The sequence below is a fragment of the Pantoea sp. UBA6567 genome (genome assembly GCF_002434165.1).
GTDB classification, from domain to species: domain Bacteria; phylum Pseudomonadota; class Gammaproteobacteria; order Enterobacterales; family Enterobacteriaceae; genus Pantoea; species Pantoea eucrina.
In genome coordinates, this window is record NZ_DJJN01000009.1 from 47,682 (window position 1) to 67,495 (window position 19,814).

The following is a 19,814-nucleotide window of genomic DNA, read 5'->3' on the forward strand; positions in this document are numbered from 1 at the left end:
CCGCTCCCTTATGCCTGCGCCAGCGCTGTTACCGCCTGCAGATACGCCTGCACGCCCAGCGCCACGTCGTTCGTATTTACCGATTCCGCCGGATGGTGGCTGATACCGTGATGGTTACGCACAAACAGCATGCCGACCGGCCAGCGCTCCGCCATGGCAATTGCATCATGGCCCGCCCCGCTCGGCAGTGCCAGCGTGCAGCCCTGAACGGTTTCAACCGCCGCGCCCAGCGCCTGCTGCAGCCGTTTATCGCACGGCGTCGCGGCAATGCGGTAATATTCGCTGGCGCTGAAGCTCACCCCGCGCCGCAGCGCAATCGCCTGCGCCTGCGTTAACAGCTGCGACAGGTGCCGCTCCAGCGGCTCATCCTGCGGGCCGCGAATATCCAGCGACAGCTGCACCTCTCCCGGAATGACATTCACTGCGCCAGGCTGACAGCTGAGCGTGCCGGTTGTCGCCACCAGCGGCGCCTGCGTCGCCTGTTCGATAAACAGCATCCACTCGGCGGCGGCGGCCAGCGCATCTTTACGCAGCAGCATCGGCACCGTGCCGGCGTGTCCCGCCTCGCCGCTAAAATGGCAGTTAAGGCGGCGCGCGCCGTTGATGGCGGTGACCACGCCCAGAGCTAAATCCGCCTCCTCCAGGCAGGGCCCCTGCTCGATATGCAGCTCCAGATAGGCGGCGATCTCGCTGACATGACGTGCTGCGAGACTTACCTGTGCGGCATCCAGCCCGGCATCCTGCATCGCGGCGGCGACCGTAATGCCGTTGCCGTCGGGATGAGTGATCCAGCTCTCCGGCCAGCTGCCGGTCAGACCGCGGCTGCCCAGCAGCGTAATGCCGAAGCGGGTCCCCTCCTCATCCGCAAAACCCACTATCTCGACCGCCAGCGGCAGGCGCTGCCGGCGATCGTGCAGCCACTGCACGGTTTCAATTGCGCTCAGCACGCCCAGCATGCCGTCATAGCGTCCGGCGTTGCGCACGGTATCAAGATGGGAACCGAGCAGCAGCGCCGCTGCGCCCGGCTCGGCCGCCTCATAGCGGCCGCAGATATTGCCCACGGCATCCTGCCAGGTCCGCATGCCCGCCGCCTGCATCCACTCCGCCACGCAGGCGTTAGCGCGCAGGTGCTCCGGAGAGAGATAAACGCGCGTCAGGCTATCCTCCTCCTCGCTGATCTCCGCCAGCGCATCACAACGCGCCATAATGCGCGCGGCGGCCGACTGCGCCTCTTCAGCGCTCATCTGGCGTGCACTCATGCTTCGCTCCCGTAGCGATCCCAGGCGGCCTGCAGCGCCGCACCCTGCGGCGTACCAAAACCGCAGTGCTGCAGTACCGCTTCAAGCGCGCTCAGGGTCTGCATCACGCAATCTTTACGCGCGTTGTAGCCCATGGTGCCGATGCGCCACACTTTGCCGTGCAGCGGACCAAATGAGGTGCCGATCTCAATGCCAAAATCGTCCAGCATCAGTTTGCGCACCTGGTCACCGTTCACGCCCTGCGGAATGACAACGCCCAGCACGTTGTTCATCTTGTGCTGCAGATCGCCAAAGGTCTCCAGTCCCATGCCCTGGATGCCTTTCAGCAGCGCGTCACCATGCAGCTTGTGCCGGGCGATGCTGTTATCCAGCCCCTCCTGCAAAATGATGCGCGCGCATTCGCGGGCACCAAACAGCGCGCTGGTCGCTTCCGTATGGTGATTAAGCCGCTCCGGCCCCCAGTAATCCATGATCATGCCGAGATCGAAATAGTTGGAGTAGATCATCTCGTCATCACCATCCTGATGCGCCGCCGTGCGGATCCCCTCCTCCACGCATTTACGCTTGCGGATGATCTCCTCCATCTGCGGGCTCAGGGTAACGGGAGAGGTGCCGGAGGGACCGCCCAGGCATTTCTGCATGCCGGCAGAGACCGCATCCAGCCCCCAGGCATCAGTTTCCAGCGCGTTACCCGCCAGAGAGGCGGTGGCATCGGTATAGAACAGTACGCCATACCGGCGACAGATAACGCCCAGCTCCGCCAGCGGCTGCAGCATAGTGGTTGACGTGTCACCCTGCACCGTCAGCAGCAGGCGCGGCTTAACCCGTTTGATCGCATCCTCAATCTGATCCGGCGAGAACACTTCGCCCCAGGGCACTTCAATCGTATGCACTTCCGCCCGGCAGCGCCGCGCAATCTCGCACAGCAGATGGCCAAAACGGCCAAACACCGGTACCAGTACCCGATCGCCGGGACGGATAGCAGAAAGCAGAATCGCCTCGATGCCGGCGCGTGAGGTGCCGTCAATCAGCAGCGTCCAGCGGTTTTCGGTGCGAAAAATGCCGCGATAGAGCGCCATGACTTCATTCATGTAGTGCGTCATCGCCGGATCGTACTGCCCGAGCAGCTGGCTCGACATGGCGCGCAGCACGCGCGGGTCGGCGTTAATCGGCCCTGGCCCCATCAGCAGACGCTGCGGCGGATTGATCTGAGAGAACTGATGAATGTCCATAGTGAATTCCTTAATGGCCCCGCTCAGAGGCGTACGGTCGAGATAAACTGTTTCAGTTCGGCGGTCTGCGGCTGCGCAAACAGCGTTTTACTGCTGCCCTGCTCCCACACCCGACCCTGATGCATAAATACCACCCGGTCGCCCACGTCGCGGGCAAAATTCATTTCATGCGTCACGAGGATCAGCGTCATCCCCTCCGCCGCCAGCTGCTCCAGCACCTTCAGTACCTCGCCCACCAGCTCCGGATCGAGCGCGGAGGTGATCTCATCGCAGAGCAGCACTTTTGGCTGCATCGCCAGCGCCCGGGCAATCGCCACACGCTGCTGCTGGCCGCCGGAGAGGCTGGCCGGGTAGTAGTCCAGTCGCTCACCCAGCCCCACTTTTTCCAGCATTTTTGTTGCCAGCTGCCGGCACTCCGCCGCGCTTTTTTTCAGCACGCGGCGCGGTGCCAGCATCACATTCTCCAGCGCGGTCATGTGCGGAAAAAGATTGAAATTCTGGAACACCATACCGACCGAGCGGCTGATTTCACGCGCCTGAGATTCACGATGCGTAATGGTCATGCCGCCCAGCTTAATGCTGCCCTCCTGGTAGCCCTCCAGCCCGTTCATACAGCGCAGCAGCGTGCTTTTACCGGAGCCGCTGCGGCCGATAATCGAGATCACTTCGCCATTATCGATATCCAGATCAACCCCTTTCAGGACATGATTTTCGCCGTAGTATTTCTGAACCTGATTAATGGTGATGAGCGGCATGGAATTTTTTCTCCAGGTACTGGCTGTAGCGCGACAGCGGATAACACATCAGGAAGTAGCCAAGCGCCACGAGGCCAAACACCTTAAACGGCTGATACGTGACGTTGTTTAAAATAGTGCCGGCTTTCGTCAGCTCGATAAAACCGATGATTGAGGCCAGCGCGGTGCCTTTGATCACCTGCACCGCAAAGCCCACCGTCGGCGCAATGCCGATGCGGATCGCCTGCGGTGCCACGACGCGGCAGAGCGTCTGGCCGAAGTTCAGGCCGAGGCAGCGTGACGCCTCCCACTGACCTTTTGGCAGCGCGCGTATGCTGCCGTACCAGATATCGAGCAGAAAGGCGCTGGTATAAAAGGTCAGCGCCAGCGAGGCAGCGGTCCACGGCGCCACGTCCACGCCAAACAGCCCGACGCCAAAAAACGCGAGAAACAGCTGCATCAGCAGCGGCGTGCCCTGAAACAGCGCGGTATAGCCCTGAATCAGCCGCGTCAGCCACGTCTTTTTCAGCAGGCGCAGCAGCAGCAGCGGCAGCGTCACCAGCGTGCCGCCGGCGAAGGCCACCAGCGACAGCAGCAGCGTCCAGCGTGCGGCCAGCAGCAGATTGCGCAGAATGTCCCAGTCGGTAAAGGTTGTCATGCCGGCTCTACTCCAAACCATTTACGCCCCAGCGCCAGCAGCAGCTGACGCATCGCAACTGACAACGCCAGATAGAGCAGCGTGGTCACCAGGTAGACTTCAAAACTCAAAAATGTGCGGGACTGAATCAGATTGGCCGCAAAGGTCAGCTCCTCATAAGAGACCTGCGACACCACCGATGAGCCGAGCATAACGATGATGCACTGACTGACCAGGGCCGGATAGATGCGCTGCAGCGAAGGTGGCAGCACCACGCGCAGAAAGGTCTGCGCGCGGCTTAAACCCAGCACGCGCCCCGCTTCCCACTGTCCTTTCGGCGTGACCTGAATGCCGGCGCGGATAATCTCTGTGCTGTAAGCGCCGAGATTGATCAGCATCGCCAGCAGCGCAGCTTCTCCGGCGGTAAGTTTTACCCCCAGGTTGGGCAGGCCAAACACGATAAAAAACAGCTGTACGACAAACGGCGTATTGCGGATCAGCTCCACATAGACGCCCCAGAGGCGGCTGGCCCAGCCTGGCCTGCCGCTGCGCAGCGCTGCGCCGAGGATGCCGAGGCTGACGCCACCGAGCGTAGCCACCACCGTAAGCTGCACAGTGACCCATAGCCCGGCCAGCAGTTCCGGCCAGTAAGGCCAGAGTTCAGCGAAATTTAGCTGCGCCATGACTCAGGCACCGAGCGAAGCGGGCAGCGGCGCTTTCAGCCACTCTTCCGAGAGCTTATTCAGCGTACCGTCCTTTATACCCTGTTCGATCAGCGTATCGACCTCTGCTTTCAGCGCCGGCTCATTCTTCTTCAGACCGATAAAGCAGGGAGAATCTTTCAGCATAAACTGCGCCACCGGCGCTTTTGCCGCGTTCTGCCGGGTAATGGCCGCCACCACCAGATTACCGGTTGCCACATACTGCACCTGACCGGAGAGATAAGCCGAAAGCGTGGTGTTGTTATCTTCGTAACGCTTGACCTGCGCATCTTTCGGCGCGGCCGCGCTCAGCACCATATCCTCAACCGCGCCACGCGTAACGCCGATCGTTTTGCCGCTCAGTGCGGCGGCATCCTTCAGCGTCTCACCTTTCGGCCCGAACACGCCGAGGAAAAAGGGCGCATAGGCGCGGCTGAAGGCGATGACCTTTTCCCGCTCCGCATTTTTACCCATGCTGGAGATCACCAGATCGACTTTGTCCGTCTGCAGATAAGGTACGCGGTTGGCACTGGAGACCGGCACCAGCTGCAACTTCAGTTTCATCTGCTTTGCCAGATAGCGCGCCATGTCGATGTCATATCCCTGCGGCTGCAGATCGGTGCCCACTGATCCAAACGGCGGGAAATCCTGCGGCACTGCGATGCGGATCACGCCGCGCTTTTGAATATCCTGTAGCTGATCCGCCTGCGCGCTGCCTGCCTGAGCCAGTAAAAGCGCCGCACCCGCTACCGCCAGTAAAACCTTTTTCATTATGCACCCCGGTGTGTTGAACGTGAAACAAAAGATTCTTACAGGCAGTTACTGCAACTAATGTGCCAATCAAAGCGACAGAAAAAAACCGGTAACAAACCGGCATAAAAGGGGTCAGCAGCAGGAAAAATCGGGTACTGGCGTACCCTGCTTCAGAGATTCAAAACGGTGCAACGCACCATTTCAGTGCCCGCTATCGGTGTTCCAGCTCATCCAGATGCTGATAGAGATCGGCTATCTGATGAATACGCTGCCGCCCCTGCGACAGGGTTTCATGCAGCAGCGCGTTTGCCAGTAAATTGACCAGGCTCATGGCTGAAGCGTAACTGTCGAAGGCAGACACGCTGTCAAGCGGTGCACAAAGCTGCCAGCGTGCCACGCCCTGAATCCCCTGCGCCTGCGGCTCCGAGAGCGCCAGCAGCGGGATATCACGCTGCTGCAGCTGCTGCATCAGCGGACGCAGCAGGCGCGGACGTCGCCGGAACGCCATCACCACCACCATATCGTCCGGGGTAATATCCACCAGCTCTTCGCCCAGCGTCTGGCCCGGCTGCGGCAGCAGTACCACGTGGGCACGCGCCTGCAGCAGCTGCTGCCGCAGGTGCAGCGCGACCGGATACGCGTTGCGCATACCGATGATAAAGACGCGTTTTGCGCTGCCCAGCGCGGCGATAACGTCACTTAACTGCTGGCTGTCGATACGGTTGATCCACTGCGTGAGGTTTGCCATCTCCTGCTTATAGTGGCGCGCCAGCAGCGTGTTGCCCTGCACCGCATCGCGGTTGTCGGTGAGCGGCATTCCGCTCTGCCGCAGGGTGCGCAGCTCATCGCGCATATCTTTATATTTTTCATAGCCAAGGCGCCGGAACAGCCGGCTTACCGTTGCTTTGGAGACGCCGCTTAGCCGCGCCAGTTCAGCACTGTTGTAGCTGATCAGGTCATCAAAATGGTCAAACACAAAGTCAGCAATGCGCTGCTCCTGAGGCGACAGCTGCGCGTACTGGCTGCGCAGACGTTCATCGAGTTGTTTCATGCGTTGTCCTGTAACTTTCGTTTCACCCTGCTCTAGCATAAATCGATCCAGCACCCACCGACAGAAAAAGTGGAACAGCTCTTGCTTATGTTTACGTCAGGGAATGCCGCCGCAGCGGGTTTGGCAGCTGTGTCGGATGGAGATGAGCAGAAATCAGCCGGGAACAATTATGATTCAGAGCAACATGGCCCCGCAGGGCATGGTCGTCACCCCACATCATCTGGCGAGTGAAAGCGCCCTTGCCGTACTGCGCGACGGCGGCAGCGCACTCGAAGCGATGGTCGCCGCCGCCGCAACCATTGCGGTGGTCTATCCGCATATGAACGGGCTGGGCGGCGACGGCTTCTGGCTGGTGGTGCCGCCTGAAGGGGAACCCGTTGCGATTGATGCCAGTGGCGCCGCCGGCTCGCTGGCGACAATGAGTTTTTATCAGGGCCGGCAGACGATCCCGCATCGCGGGCCGGAAGCGGCGCTGACCGTCGCCGGCACCGTCAGCGGCTGGCAGGAGGCGCTGACCCTGTCACAGGAGCTGGGCCATGCGCCGCTGCCGCCACACCGTCTGCTGCGCGATGCTATCCGTTACGCTGCCGACGGCATACCGGTTACCGCCTCGCAGGCGGCCGCTACCGCCGCAAAAGCGCCTGAGCTGCAGCATCAGCCCGGCTTTGCCGCCACGTTTATGCCGGACGGCGGACCGCCACAGCCGGGCAGCCGCTTTACCCAGCCTGCGCTGGCGGCCACGCTCAGCCAGCTGAGTGAAGAGGGGCTGGAGAGCTTTTACCGCGGCCGGCTGGCGCGGTCGCTGGCAGATGACATGCACGCGCTGGGGATGCCGGTCACGCTGAACGATCTGCAGCAGCATCGCGCCCGGCGCTGCACCCCGCTCCACCTCGCACACAGCGAAGGCGATATCTGGAACATGACGCCGCCGACGCAGGGGCTGGTGTCGCTGGCGATTCTGGGTATTACCGATCGTCTGGATATGGCGCAGGCTGATGAAGCTCAGACGCTGCACCGGATTGTGGAGGCGACCAAGCAGGCGTTCAGCCTGCGCGATCGGCATATCACCGATCCGCGCCATAGCGATACCGACGTGCAGGCGCTGCTCAGTGCCGATCATCTTGCCAGCCTTGCGACCAATATTGATGACCATCGCGCCGCGCCGTGGGGAACCGGACGCGGTCCGGGCGATACCGTCTGGATGGGCGCCATCGACAGCAGCGGGCTGGCGGTCTCTTTTATTCAGAGCATCTACCACGAATTTGGCAGCGGCGTGGTGCTGCCAGGCAGCGGCATCACCTGGCAGAATCGCGGCGCGGCGTTCAGCCTGCAGCCCGATCATCTGCTGGCGCTGCTGCCGGGCAAGCAGCCGTTTCACACGCTTAACCCTGCTGCCGCCCGCCTGAAAGATGGCCGGGTCATGGTGTATGGATCGATGGGCGGAGATGGTCAGCCGCAGACGCAGGCGGCCATTTTTACCCGTCACGTCATTCAGGGTATGCCGCTGCAGCAGGCGGTCAGTGCGCCACGCTGGCTGCTGGGGCGCACCTGGGGCGAGGCCTCTGACTCACTCAAACTGGAAGCGCGCGTGGCGCCGGAAACGGTGGGTCGGCTGCGTCTGCTGGGTCATCAGGTTGAGCTGCTCTCTGACTTCAGTGAAGTGGTAGGCCATGCGGGCGCCGTAGTGCGCCACACCAGCGGCATGCTGGAAGGCGCTTTCGATCCGCGCAGCAACGGCAGCGCAGCCGGTTTTTAACAGGAGAGACTCATGACCGAATCCGCAGAGTGGGCGAACTATGTCGCTCAGATGGAGCAGATCCTCGCACTGGATCTGGATGACGCACGTCGTGCTGAGCTGCAGCTGCAGCTCAGCCGGATTGCGGCTATAGCCGCGCCGCTGATGGCGCTGCCGCTGGACGATCGCCTGGAAGTGGCCGGGGTATTCCAGCCATGCGCCTGACATCATTATCGATCGCAGCGCTGCAGCGTGCGCTGCAGCAGGGTGAAATCTGGGCCGCTGAGATTGCCCGCCATACGCTGGCGGCGATTGAGCAGCATAACCCGGCGCTCAACGCCTGGACGGCGATCACCGGGCAGCGCATGCTGCGCGAGGCTGAAGAGCTTGACCGGCAGCGCCTGCGCGGTGAAACGCTGCCACCGCTGGCGGGTATTCCGTATGCGGTAAAAAATCTGTTTGATGTAGCCGGCCATACCACGCTGGCGGGTGCCAGCCTGTTTAGCACGCGGGCGGCGGCGCGTGCAGACGCCTGGGCGGTCAGCCGGATGCGTGAATCGGGCGCGCTACTCTCCGGTATGCTGAACATGGATGCCTACGCCTATGGCTTTACTACCGAAAACAGTCACTATGGCGCCACCTGCAACCCGCGCGATATCACGCGCATCGCCGGTGGATCATCCGGCGGCTCAGCCGCCGCGGTAGCGGCCGGACTGGTGCACTTTTCGCTCGGCAGCGATACCAACGGCTCGATTCGCGTACCGGCGTCGCTGTGCGGCATCTTCGGCCTTAAGCCCACCTTTGGCCGCCTGTCGCGCAGCGGTACGCAGCCGTTTGTCGCCAGCCTCGATCATATCGGCCCGTTTGCCCGCTCGGTTGAGGATCTCAGCCTGGTTTATGATGCGCTGCAGGGCCGCGACGCAGAGGATGCGTTTCAGCTGACGCGGCCGCCGGAGTTGGTCAGCGACCGCCTGCAGGCGGGCAGCGACGGGCTGCGCTGCGCGACGCTGGGCGGTTTTTTTACCACCTGGTGCAATGATGAGGCGCGCGCGGCGGTAGCGGTAGCGGCCAGCGCGCTCGGCGCGGCAGAAGAAGTGACGCTGCCCCAGGCCGAACTGGCGCGCGCGGCCGCGTTTATCATGACCGCGGCGGAAGGCGGCAATCACTATCTGCCCGCTCTGCGCACCCAGCCAGAACGCTTTGAGCCGAATTCACGCGAACGCCTGCTGGCCGGCGCGATGCTGCCCGCCGCGTGGTATGTGCAGGCCCAGCGTTTCCGGCGTCACTTCCAGCAACAGGTGCTGCCGCTGTTCGACCATTATGACGTGCTGATCGCCCCCGCCACGCCCTGTACCGCCACCACCATCGGCCAGGAAACCATTCACATCAACGGTCAGGATTTGCCGACACGCGCCAGCATGGGCATGCTGACGCAGCCGATTTCGTTCGCTGGCCTGCCGGTATGTAGCGTACCGCTGCTCACCGCCAGCGGCTTACCGATTGGCGTACAGCTGATTGCCGCGCCGTTTAACGAACAGCTGGCGCTGCGCGCCGCCTGGGCGCTGCAGCAGCAGGGCCTGACTTACGATCAACCTGTTTTAATGGATATCTGATAATGACGACGGACAGGATAAACGATCCGGATACCGTTGCCGCCGTAAGCGCTGCATTTTATCGCTACGAGCAGGCGCTGGTGAGCAATGATGTCGCGGTGCTGGACGAACTGTTCTGGCACGACGCGCGTACCGTCCGGCTGGGTGCCGGAGAGAATCTGTACGGGATTGAGGAGATTCGCGCCTTTCGCGCGGCACGACCGTCAAAAGGGCTCGATCGCACGCTGCGCAATACGGTCATCACCACCTTTGGCGATGATTACGCAGTGTGCAGCACCGAATTTACCCGTGAAGGTACAGCGCGTATCGGGCGGCAGCAGCAGACGTGGGTACGGCTGCCGCAGGGGTGGCGCATTGTGGCCGCGCAGGTCAGCCTGATGAGTGAGTAAGCACCTCCGCCATTACCCCCTGCGGTGAGGGCGTCATCACGGCGCGGGATGTACCGTCATCCAGTGATCGGCAATCTGCTGGCGGGTGCAGATCCACACCTTTTCATGCTGCTGAATGTGATCAAGAAAAAGCTGCAGCGCGCGGAATTTTCCCGGCCGCCCCAGCAGGCGGCAGTGCATGCCGACCGACATCATTTTCGGGGCGCGCTCTCCTTCTTCATACAGCACATCAAAGGTATCACGCAGGTAGGTGAAGAAGTGTTCGGCGGTGTTGAAGCCCTGCGCCGTGGCGAAGCGCATGTCGTTGCACTCCAGCGTATAGGGGATGATCAGATGCGGTTTGACGGTGCCATCCTGACGTGTGACCTGGGTCCAGAACGGCAGATCGTCACCGTAATAGTCGCTGTCGTAGCTGAAGCCGCCCTGCTCTGCGACCAGCCGGCGAGTGTTCGGACTGTCCCGCCCGGTATACCAGCCCGTCGGCGCTTTGCCAAACAGTTCGGTCAGCACGTCGACCGCCTGCTGCATATGCTGCCGTTCGGTTTTCGCATCCATTCCCTGGTAGTGGATCCAGCGCCAGCCGTGGCTGACCACGTCATAATCCGCCGCTTTAATCGCGGCGACAATTTCCGGGTGCCGCGCCAGCGCCATCGCCACGCCAAACACCGTCAGCGGCAGACCACGCTTCTGAAACTCATGATGAATGCGCCAGAAACCGGCACGCGACCCATACTCATACAGGGAATCCATCGACATGTGGCGATCGGCGTAGCTGGCTGCGCCAATGATATCGGACAGAAACTGCTCCGAACCGGCATCGCCATGCAGCACGTTGTTTTCTGCGCCCTCTTCATAATTGAGTACGAACTGTACCGCCACCCGGGCGTTATCGGGCCACTGCGCATGCGGCGGCTGGCCACCATAGCCGATCAGATCGCGCGGATAATTTTTGTTGAAGCTGTACTCTTTCTTTTCAGATGCGTCATTCATTCAGTCAGTTCCTGTTGTCACACCTCAGCCAGACCTTAGTTTAGGTGCTGAAAGGCGCCGCTGAGGGGTTTTTGCAGCGGATAAGCGAGATCGCCATGCTTGCTGGTGCCCAGGCCAAGCGCCACCAGCGCCTCTATCATTTTTACCGCCGCGCTGACGCCATCGATCACCGGCATATCCAGTTCGCGGGTCAGATCCTGCGCCAGCGACGCCATGCCGCCGCAGCCCAGCACAATCGCGCCGCTGTTATCTTCACGTTTTGCCTGAATGCAGCGCGCCCGGACTTTCTCCTGCGCCACGCCGCTGCCATCCTCCAGCGCCAGTACCGGCAGATCGATGGCGTGCAGCGCCGCACAGTGGTGCGTAAAACCATACTGCTGCAGCAGATGGCGGGCGATCACCAGCGTACGCGGCAGCGTGGTGACGATGGTAAAGCGCGTCGCCACCAGCGTGGCGGTATGCATTGCCGCTTCGGCAATACCGATTACCGGGCCGCTGGCCAGCTCGCGCGCCGCCAGCAAGCCGGGATCGCCAAAGCAGGCGATCACATGGCCGCTGACGCCCTGCGCTTCGCCACGCTTAATCTGCTCCAGTACGCCGATCGCGGCTATCGCCTCATCAAAGTGTCCCTCTATGGAGGGTACGCCCTGCTGCGGACAGACCGCCAGAATGTCCGTGCCCGGTGCCGCCACGGCGCGCGCGGCCGCACCAATAGTTTCAGTCATTGCCAGGCTGGTATTGGGGTTGATCACCTGTATCAGGCTCATGATAGGGCTCCTTTATGACCGGCAAATAACCGGCTGAAATCGGGCAGCGTTTCACCGCTGCGCTCAAAGTGCAGGCTGGAGAGAATGTGGTCGAAGTGGTGCGTCAGCGCCTCAGTCAGCGCAGGCAGCGCCCGCTGGCGCAGCAGATCGACCAGCCTGTCGTGATGATCGCAGCGGCAGCCGTGCTGCCAGGGCGTGCCCCAGGCGGCAATCACCAGCGATGAGCGCTGGGTCAGGCGCGTGATGATATCGGTCAGCACCTGATTGCCGGATATCGCCTGCAGCTGGATATGAAACGCGGCTGAAAGACGAATGGCAGCCGCGCCGTCATTCTGCTGATGCGCCTGCTGCTCCTGCGTGATAATCGCCTCCAGCGCCGCGAGGTGTGGCGACTGCAGATGCGTCAGTACAGCGGGCAGGTTGGCGCACTCCAGCATGCTGCGCGTGGCAAAGATATCGCGTGATTCCGCCACATCGGGCGTGCTGACCTGTGCACCACGTCCGGGCGACAGCGTGATCATCTGCACCGCCGCGAGGCGCTGCAGCACTTTACGAATGCCGGTACGGCTGACGCCAAACACCTCTGCCAGCGCCTCTTCAGGCAGCTTGCTGCCCGGCGGAAGCTGGTGCTCAACGATGGCACTAAGCAATGCCTGAAAGATCGCTTCATCTTTTTCAAACGTCACAGCGCGCGGCTTCACTGCGGATTCATGATTCATTACCTGCTCCGGAAAATAGCTGACTGCCAGATATCGTATACACTCCTTTCATTTTTTGTATACAACAAATCACTTCTGGCCTGGATCCTGCAATAGCTCTTTAAACGGTGAATATTTTCCCCATCATGGTGAGAGGAGCAGGTTTCATGCCAATTCATACTGAAGTGACGCCAGCGCAGGCTGATGCCCGCGCGGCCTATAGTCCACGCCTGTGTAATGAGGATCTGGCTCCGACGCGCCAGCAGAACTGGACGTGGTACAACATCTTTTCTTTCTGGATGTCCGATGTGCATAGCATGGGCGGGTATGTGGTTGCCGCCAGCTTTTTTACGCTGGGGCTGGCAAGCTGGCAGGTATTGCTGTGTCTGCTGGCCGGGATCGGTATCGTGCAGCTCTGTGCGAATCTGGTGGCAAAACCCAGCCAGATGGCGGGCGTGCCCTATGCGGTGATCTGCCGCCAGGCATTTGGCGTATTCGGCGCCAATATTCCGGCCGTGATCCGCGGACTGATCGCGTTTGCCTGGTACGGTATTCAGACCTATCTGGCGGCGAATGCCCTGATGCTGGTTCTGCTGAAGTTCTTCCCGGCGCTTAATAGCATGACGCAAAGCAGCTGGCTGGGGCTGTCGCTGCTCGGCTGGTGCTGCTTTGGCATCATGTGGCTGCTGCAGGCGATGGTGTTCTGGCACGGCATGAACGCCATTAAGCGCTTTATCGACGTGGCGGGTCCGGCAGTCTATGTCGTGATGGTCGCGCTGGCGGGCTGGATTGTATACAAAACTGGTCTGGCGGGTATCTCTTTTACGCTGGCCAGCAAATCACTGAGTGCCGGCGAACAGACCTGGCAGATGATCACTGCAACCGCCCTGGTCGTCTCCTACTTTTCCGGTCCTCTGCTTAATTTCGGCGACTTTTCGCGTTACGGCAAAAACATGAGTGAAGTTCGCCGCGGCAACCGCTGGGGATTACCGTTTAACTTCCTGCTGTTCTCCGTGGTTACGGTAGTGATTGTCTCCGGCACCCAGTCGCTGTTTGGCAGAATGATCACCGATCCGATTGAGACGGTAAGTATGGTAGGCAACGACCTGGCCGTCGCTATCGGCCTGCTGACCATGATCACCGCCACCATTGGTATCAATATCGTGGCGAATTTTGTGTCACCCGCCTTCGATTTCTCTAACTGCTCCCCGCAGAAGATCAGTTTCCGCACCGGTGGCATGATCGCCGCGGTGGGTTCCGTGCTGCTGACGCCGTGGAATCTGTTTCAGTCACCTGAACTGATCCACTATACGCTGGATGTGCTGGGCTCGTTTGTGAGCCCGCTGTTCGGTATCCTGATTGCGGATTTTTATCTGATTAAAGGCGGCAGCGTAAGCGTTGATGACCTGTTTAACGCCACGCCGCAGGGACGTTACTGGTACCGCAACGGCTTTAATCCCAAAGCGATCGCGGCGCTGCTGCCGGCGGTCGGGATCTGCCTGACGATAAGTTTTATTCCGGCGCTGCATGCGGTAGCTAACTTCAGCTGGTTTATCGGTGTGGCGCTGGGGGCAGGCTGCTATCGCTGGCTGGCGCGGGCAGAACGGGTCGTACCGGTCTCGTATCGTCCGGAAGCGACGCTGCAAAAAGAGGGTGTATAGTGCTGGCTGAATAGCAGACAGCAAAAAGCCGATTCATTTCTGAATCGGCTTTTTTAAATAGATTGGCGGAACGGACGGGGCTCGAACCCGCGACCCCCTGCGTGACAGGCAGGTATTCTAACCAACTGAACTACCGCTCCGCGCTTTGTTCCCCGTCGGGAACGAGGCGCATATTAATGGCAGCCCCCTCCCCCGTCAACGCTTTTTATATCAAAATGACACGTTTGCCGCTTTTTTCAGCTCGCCGCTGTTTTTAGCAGCAAAATCAGTGCATCAGACGCGCCACAGACAGCTGCCACCTTTTTTTGTGACCAGATCGAGGCGGCTTTCGTGCGCCATGACTTCTTCATCACTGGCATTAATCACGCGCAGGCCTGAACCGGGGCGGCTGATACGCTGAATATGCTCCCCTTCAGCCTGATTACGCTGGTCGCCCTCCATGGAAAATGCCAGCGACGTCTGGCCGCCGGTCATGGTCAGGAAGACTTCCGCCAGAATTTCGGCATCCAGCAGTGCGCCATGCAGCGTACGTTTGCTGTTGTCGATTTCATAACGGTTGCACAACGCATCCAGGCTATTACGCTTGCCCGGAAACATTTTACGCGCCATCGCCAGGCTGTCGGTGATTTTGCAAAAGCTTTCAGTTTTGCCGATATCACGCTGCAGCATGCCAAACTCATAGTCCATAAAGCCGATATCAAACGAGGCGTTATGGATCACCAGCTCAGCTCCGCGAATATAGTCGAGAAACTCATCGGCTATCTGCGCAAAGGTGGGCTTGTCGGCCAGAAACTCATCGGCGATGCCGTGAACACCAAACGCTTCCGGGTCCACCAGCCGGTCGGGCCTGAGATACATATGGAAGTTGTTGCCGGTCAGGCGACGGTTGATGACTTCAACCGCACCGATCTCAATGATGCGATGCCCCTCATAATGAACCCCGATCATGTTCATGCCGGTGGTTTCAGTATCGAGGACAATCTGGCGGTTATTTGCAGTGATCATAGGGCTCGTTTTGTGTCAGACTTGGCGTTTTTTCAGAGGGAAGTCTACCAGAGATGCGCAAACAGGTAGAAATTTTCACCGACGGTTCCTGCCTTGGTAATCCGGGACCGGGCGGCTATGGGGCTATTGTACGCTATCGTGAGCATGAAAAGTTATTCAGCGCGGGCTATCGCCTGACCACCAACAACCGTATGGAGCTGATGGCGGCCATTGTCGCCTTAGAGGCGCTGACGCAGCCGTGCGACGTGGTCATCAGCACAGACAGCCAGTATGTCCGCCAGGGCATTACCAGCTGGATCCACAACTGGAAAAAGCGTGGCTGGAAAACTGCTGATAAAAAGCCGGTTAAGAATGTCGATCTGTGGCAGCGTCTGGATACGGCGCTCAGCACCCATACCATTAAATGGGAGTGGGTGAAGGGGCATGCCGGCCATCCGGAGAATGAGCGCTGCGATGAACTGGCGCGCAGCGCTGCCGGTAATCCGGCACTGGAAGACATTGGCTATCAGGTTGCATCCTGATCCTGCGTTTCGCGAAACTGACGCGTAGCGTTTACTACCGGACGCAGCTGCGCACTGCTGCGCGCCGTTTTCATTTTAGCTGGCGTAAGCGGGAACGTGCGCTTGCGGGCCACCACGATGTTCAGACACCCCAGAGCGGGCAGATGCGCACTGATCATCCTGCCCCCCTGTCGATGCCACGGCACCACCTGAAAACGCGTGCGGTACACCACTTCATAATTCAGCAGGCTCAGCCAGTCCAGCAGACGCACCTGGCTGAACATTCTGCTGTTCCAGGGCGCTCGCCGGCTCAGACCCGGAATCGCTTTGCTAATCCCCAGCAGGCTGAAAGGATTGAAGCCGCTGATAATCAGCCAGCCATCATCAATCAGCACCCTGTCCACTTCGCGTAACACGCGGTGCGGATCCTGCTCCCATGCCAGCGTGTGCGCCAGCAGGCAGGCATCGATTGATTTAGACTCAAACGGCAGCTGAGCAACGCTGGCGAGCACCTGCAGTGCGTCGCCCTCACTGCCAACATTGACCTGATGAGATATGGCACACTGGCTGGTATTGATTTCTGCGCTCAGGCTGCCAATTTTTAGCATATGGAAGCCATAAAGCCTCGCCAGCCAGGGCTGTAGCTGCTGGGTTAACGCATCGCGAAAGTACTCTCCCCAGGGCATATCATTCCAGGTGCGCGGCGCGGTCAGGATCTGGCGTATTTTCGCTGGCTTCATGCTCTACCATCTTCCTTTAAGACAACCAGAGAGGTGTTTATGAATCTTACCAGTATTCCCGCATTAACGGATAACTACATCTGGACGCTGACCGATGACGCCGGCAGCTGCCTGATTGTTGACCCCGGTGAAGCCCGGCCGCTGATTGAAAAAATTGAAGCCAATCGCTGGACGCCGGTGGCTGTTCTGCTGACACATCATCATCAGGACCATACCGGCGGGGTTGCTGAACTGCTGCAGCGTTATCCTCAGCTTGAGGTATATGGCCCTCAGGAAACGGCGGCTAAAGGCGCGCAGCATATTGTTCATGAGGACGAGACCGTTACGCTGCTCGGCCTGCCTTTTCAGGTCATCGCCACGCCGGGCCACACTTTAGGACATATCTCATATTACAGTGCACCTTATCTTTTCTGCGGCGATACGATGTTCTCAGGCGGCTGCGGACGACTTTTTGAAGGTTCAGCAGAACAAATGTTCCATTCCTTTCAAAAACTTAATCAACTTCCCGCCGATACGCTTATCTGCTGCGCACATGAATATACTTTATCTAACATGAAGTTTGCTGCTGCAATTTTACCCCATGATCCGAAAATTCTGGCCAGATATCAGGAAATTAAGGATTTACGGGCAGAAAATCGCACTACTTTACCGACAAAACTGGCGCTGGAACGTGAGATAAATTTATTTTTACGCACACAAGATGCTGATTTACAAAAAGCTTTAGCAATTAATGTGGAATCCGCCCCGTTATGGCAGACTTTTGCTGAATTGCGTAATAAGAAAGACCAATTTTAATTTTTTGGGTTGTGTTGTGCCGGTACGTCACGTATAGTTGCTCGTCTTTTAAGCGAACTACTGACACACACATGAAGGCTAAAGCGATATTATTACTCGCCTCAGTCTTGCTGGTCGGATGTCAGGCATCACGGAATGACGCCAATATCCCCGCTCAGCATGCACAGAGCCTGTCTTCAGCTGGTCAAGGTGAAAATGGAAAGTACGGAAATCGCTTGTTGTCGCCGCGCTGGCAAGATGATGGAACCAGCCTCGCAGAAGACACCGATCTCTGGAATCTCATTAGTGACGAGTTGAAGATGGGGATCCCGGAAAATGCCCGGATCCGCGAACAGAAAACAAAGTTTTTAAAAAATAAGAGCTATCTCCACGATGTAACATTACGGGCAGAGCCGTACATGTACTGGATTGTCGAGCAGATACAGAAACGTAAAATGCCGATGGAACTGGTACTGCTACCCATAGTGGAGAGCGCTTTTGACCCTCACGCAACCTCTTCCGCCAATGCCGCAGGCATCTGGCAGATTGTTGCGCAAACGGGCAAAAATTATGGTCTGAAACAGAACCGCTGGTATGACGGACGCCGTGATGTGGTGGCCTCAACCAAAGTAGCACTGGATATGATGCAGCGTTTGAATCGCATGTTTGATGGCGACTGGCTACTGACGGTGGCAGCCTACAACAGCGGCGAAGGACGCGTGTTGAAAGCGATGAAGCAGAATAAGGCACGGGGTAAGCCGACTGACTTCTGGCATTTATCACTGCCGCGCGAAACAACCATCTATGTCCCGAAAATGCTGGCTTTAAGCGAACTGCTCAAGAACAACAAGCGTTACGGCATTAAACTGCCAGCCCCTAATGAAAGCCGCGCGCTGGCGCGTGTGGAAGTGGGACAGCAGATGCAGTTAACTCAGGCTGCAGAAATGGCGGGTATGTCGCTCAGTAAACTGAAGACATTTAACGCCGGGTATAAAAACGGCACGACTGCGCCAAACGGACCGCACTATATTATGGTGCCTAAGTCCAACGTGGCACAGCTGCGCAACTCTCTGGCCTCCGGAGATATTGCCTCCGTGCAGCCTGTTGAACTGGCTAAAGCCAGCGCAGCCGGTAACAGCTACAAAGTACGTAAAGGCGACACGCTATCCGGTATCGCCAGTAAGCTGGGTGTCAGCATGAGCTCGCTAAAACAGCAGAACAATCTGCGCAGTGCGGCAGTGCGTATCGGCCAGACCCTGACGGTTAGCGGTACGACAGCAGCATCGCAGTTGGCAGATAACGGCAACAGCATCACCTACCGCGTTCGTAAGGGTGATTCTTTTGCCAGTATTGCAAAACGTCACGGCGTTAACACGCAGGACGTAATGCGCTGGAACAGCGACGCGAAGGATATACAGCCGGGTGATAAGCTCACTCTGTTTGTTAAGAATAGCGCAACGCCAGATACCTGATGCACTGAAAAGGCTGACATTTGTCAGCCTTTTTTCTTTATCGGCATAGCATCATCTATAGCAGTGCCGGCCAGAGCGTCTCGTCGTTACAGGCGGGTGCGTTTAGCGCGCAACAGTGACGGGGTTAAACTCTACCAGCAGCGGATTATGATCGGAGGCACGGGTGACCAGCACCGCTGCTTCACTCACTTTCATATCCCGGTAAAAGACAAAGTCGAGCGGCCGGCCAAACGCTTTACGCCGGTGATCGTCTGTAAACGCCACTTCCCGCAGAGACATGGCGCGGGCAAAGCGATAGAGCGCGTTCATCCGCTGACGACTCCATGCATTAAAGTCCCCTGCCATTATCACCGGGCCACGGTGATGCCGGATCTGCTCTCCTATAGGCCCCAGCTGCTTACTGTATACGTCCACACCCAGACTGAAATTAACCGCATGGATATTCACTACCATCAGCATATCGCCGGTTGGCAGAGGGTATGCAGTGACCAGCGCGGATTTTGCCAGCCTTAGCAGCGGCTCGCGCTCGCGCAACGGGCAGCAGTAGACCGGATGCGCCGATGCGAGCGTCATCACCCCTGACGGGTGCTGAGGCAGCACAAAAGCGGGCACCTGATCGGCTGCGAGATAATTGCTGGTAGCAAACTGGATCAGTTCAGGCGTGGTTTGCGCCTCCTGCAGGAGGACCAGATGGGCATCACGACCGAATCCCTGCAACACCGACATCCAGTCAGCGCGCTGCTGCTTGAAGATGTTCCATACCAGCACCCGCAGGGTGGGATCGGCCGGCAGCGGCTCCCCTGGCGGCAGACCCTGACCCAGATGCAGCATCGCACCCGGCGGAAAAATTCGCTCCGCTGGCTGGCCTGCTATATAGCGCATTGCATAGGTTTTCTTTCGCACTTTACCGCCTGGCTGATAACAACAAAAAGTTCACACTGACTGTTATAGGGATTTTAGCGCGGGGTTTCAATTCGTGGTATCGAATGTCGGAATTCACCTCACGACAAAGCTTCACAATGCCGGAGGGAAAAAGAGAATATGAAAAAGCCCTGACTTTAACAGTCAGGGCTTCTCAATATAGTGGCGGAACGGACGGGGCT

21 protein-coding genes and 1 tRNA gene are annotated in these 19,814 nt (G+C 58.9%); 8 read left to right on the forward strand and 14 right to left on the reverse strand.

Annotation, left to right across the window (positions count from 1 at the left end; translation table 11 throughout):
• Nucleotides 1-8: 8 nt before the first annotated feature.
• The 7 genes from hpxK to hpxU all read right to left on the reverse strand — a co-directional run bounded on the left by hpxK (nt 9) and on the right by hpxU (nt 6,367).
• Nucleotides 9-1,259: an allantoate amidohydrolase gene (hpxK, locus tag B4M48_RS15655; protein WP_145339300.1), complete on the reverse strand. Its 1,251-nt coding sequence runs from the start codon at nt 1,257-1,259 to the stop codon at nt 9-11.
• Nucleotides 1,256-2,491, reverse strand: a complete 1,236-nt coding sequence (locus B4M48_RS15660) for a pyridoxal-phosphate-dependent aminotransferase family protein (RefSeq protein ID WP_039382836.1) — start codon at nt 2,489-2,491, stop codon at nt 1,256-1,258. The genes hpxK and B4M48_RS15660 overlap by 4 nt, the downstream gene beginning before the upstream one ends.
• A 23-nt stretch (nt 2,492-2,514) precedes the next feature.
• Entirely contained in the window at nt 2,515-3,246 is a 732-nt protein-coding gene (locus tag B4M48_RS15665) for an amino acid ABC transporter ATP-binding protein (protein ID WP_039382834.1), read from the reverse strand.
• Entirely contained in the window at nt 3,227-3,883 is a 657-nt protein-coding gene (locus tag B4M48_RS15670) for an amino acid ABC transporter permease (protein WP_039382833.1), read from the reverse strand. The genes B4M48_RS15665 and B4M48_RS15670 overlap by 20 nt, the downstream gene beginning before the upstream one ends.
• Entirely contained in the window at nt 3,880-4,545 is a 666-nt protein-coding gene (locus tag B4M48_RS15675; RefSeq protein ID WP_039382832.1) for an amino acid ABC transporter permease, read from the reverse strand. Before B4M48_RS15675 ends, B4M48_RS15670 begins: the two co-directional genes overlap by 4 nt.
• A gap of 3 nt (nt 4,546-4,548) precedes the next feature.
• Nucleotides 4,549-5,334, reverse strand: a complete 786-nt coding sequence (locus B4M48_RS15680; RefSeq protein WP_039382831.1) for a transporter substrate-binding domain-containing protein — start codon at nt 5,332-5,334, stop codon at nt 4,549-4,551.
• 193 nt (nt 5,335-5,527) lie between these two features.
• A complete protein-coding gene (gene hpxU / locus B4M48_RS15685; protein WP_039382830.1) occupies nt 5,528-6,367 on the reverse strand; it encodes a MurR/RpiR family transcriptional regulator HpxU in 840 nt (279 codons plus the stop codon).
• A gap of 169 nt (nt 6,368-6,536) precedes the next feature.
• On the opposite strand from hpxU, the gene B4M48_RS15690 reads away from it, so the two are divergent.
• The 4 genes from B4M48_RS15690 to hpxZ are packed head-to-tail and all read left to right on the forward strand — an operon-like array spanning nt 6,537 to nt 10,104.
• Complete coding sequence (locus B4M48_RS15690; RefSeq protein ID WP_039385720.1) at nt 6,537-8,123, forward strand: gamma-glutamyltransferase family protein; 1,587 nt, start codon at nt 6,537-6,539, stop codon at nt 8,121-8,123.
• Between the two features lie 12 nt (nt 8,124-8,135).
• A complete protein-coding gene (gene hpxX / locus B4M48_RS15695; RefSeq protein WP_039382827.1) occupies nt 8,136-8,327 on the forward strand; it encodes an oxalurate catabolism protein HpxX in 192 nt (63 codons plus the stop codon).
• The gene (locus B4M48_RS15700; RefSeq protein ID WP_288657187.1) at nt 8,318-9,715 is read left to right on the forward strand and encodes an AtzE family amidohydrolase; all 1,398 of its coding nucleotides are present in this window, start codon (nt 8,318-8,320) and stop codon (nt 9,713-9,715) included. The genes hpxX and B4M48_RS15700 overlap by 10 nt, the downstream gene beginning before the upstream one ends.
• Before the next feature lie 2 nt (nt 9,716-9,717).
• Complete coding sequence (hpxZ, locus tag B4M48_RS15705; protein ID WP_039382822.1) at nt 9,718-10,104, forward strand: oxalurate catabolism protein HpxZ; 387 nt, start codon at nt 9,718-9,720, stop codon at nt 10,102-10,104.
• A 36-nt stretch (nt 10,105-10,140) separates the two neighbouring features.
• Here hpxZ and puuE read toward each other — a convergent pair whose 3' ends face one another.
• From puuE to B4M48_RS15720, 3 genes are read right to left on the reverse strand one after another with little or no spacing between them, the layout of a single operon-like run.
• The gene (puuE, locus tag B4M48_RS15710) at nt 10,141-11,094 is read right to left on the reverse strand and encodes an allantoinase PuuE (RefSeq protein ID WP_071668478.1); all 954 of its coding nucleotides are present in this window, start codon (nt 11,092-11,094) and stop codon (nt 10,141-10,143) included.
• Nucleotides 11,095-11,129: 35 nt separating this feature from the next.
• Nucleotides 11,130-11,861 carry an allantoin racemase gene (hpxA, locus tag B4M48_RS15715; RefSeq protein ID WP_039382816.1) on the reverse strand — a complete coding sequence of 244 codons (732 nt, stop codon included), beginning with the start codon at nt 11,859-11,861 and terminating at the stop codon, nt 11,130-11,132.
• A complete protein-coding gene (locus B4M48_RS15720; protein ID WP_039382814.1) occupies nt 11,858-12,580 on the reverse strand; it encodes a GntR family transcriptional regulator in 723 nt (240 codons plus the stop codon). The genes hpxA and B4M48_RS15720 overlap by 4 nt, the downstream gene beginning before the upstream one ends.
• Nucleotides 12,581-12,726: 146 nt before the next feature.
• Between B4M48_RS15720 and B4M48_RS15725 the strand changes: the two genes are divergently transcribed.
• On the forward strand, nt 12,727-14,220 hold the full coding sequence (locus tag B4M48_RS15725; protein WP_288657191.1) for an NCS1 family nucleobase:cation symporter-1: 1,494 nt from the start codon (nt 12,727-12,729) through the stop codon (nt 14,218-14,220).
• A 63-nt stretch (nt 14,221-14,283) separates the two neighbouring features.
• Here the strand turns inward: B4M48_RS15725 and B4M48_RS15730 are convergent.
• Together B4M48_RS15730 and dnaQ are read right to left on the reverse strand one after the other, a co-directional pair.
• A tRNA-Asp gene (locus B4M48_RS15730) sits at nt 14,284-14,360 on the reverse strand.
• A 133-nt stretch (nt 14,361-14,493) separates the two neighbouring features.
• Entirely contained in the window at nt 14,494-15,225 is a 732-nt protein-coding gene (gene dnaQ, locus B4M48_RS15735) for a DNA polymerase III subunit epsilon (RefSeq protein ID WP_065650060.1), read from the reverse strand.
• 53 nt (nt 15,226-15,278) lie between these two features.
• Between dnaQ and rnhA the strand changes: the two genes are divergently transcribed.
• Complete coding sequence (rnhA, locus tag B4M48_RS15740) at nt 15,279-15,746, forward strand: ribonuclease HI (RefSeq protein WP_071668476.1); 468 nt, start codon at nt 15,279-15,281, stop codon at nt 15,744-15,746.
• Here the strand turns inward: rnhA and B4M48_RS15745 are convergent.
• Nucleotides 15,731-16,465, reverse strand: a complete 735-nt coding sequence (locus tag B4M48_RS15745) for a class I SAM-dependent methyltransferase (protein ID WP_071668475.1) — start codon at nt 16,463-16,465, stop codon at nt 15,731-15,733. The genes rnhA and B4M48_RS15745 overlap by 16 nt on opposite strands.
• Before the next feature lie 39 nt (nt 16,466-16,504).
• Here B4M48_RS15745 and gloB point away from each other — a divergent pair, with 39 nt between their 5' ends.
• Together gloB and mltD are read left to right on the forward strand one after the other, a co-directional pair.
• Nucleotides 16,505-17,260 (forward strand): hydroxyacylglutathione hydrolase, encoded by a 756-nt coding sequence (gene gloB / locus B4M48_RS15750; RefSeq protein WP_288657196.1) that lies wholly within the window; start codon nt 16,505-16,507, stop codon nt 17,258-17,260.
• Nucleotides 17,261-17,331: 71 nt separating this feature from the next.
• Nucleotides 17,332-18,711: a murein transglycosylase D gene (gene mltD / locus B4M48_RS15755; RefSeq protein WP_039382798.1), complete on the forward strand. Its 1,380-nt coding sequence runs from the start codon at nt 17,332-17,334 to the stop codon at nt 18,709-18,711.
• Nucleotides 18,712-18,813: 102 nt separating this feature from the next.
• Here mltD and B4M48_RS15760 read toward each other — a convergent pair whose 3' ends face one another.
• The gene (locus B4M48_RS15760) at nt 18,814-19,614 is read right to left on the reverse strand and encodes an endonuclease/exonuclease/phosphatase family protein (RefSeq protein WP_071668473.1); all 801 of its coding nucleotides are present in this window, start codon (nt 19,612-19,614) and stop codon (nt 18,814-18,816) included.
• Nucleotides 19,615-19,814: the final 200 nt, after the last annotated feature.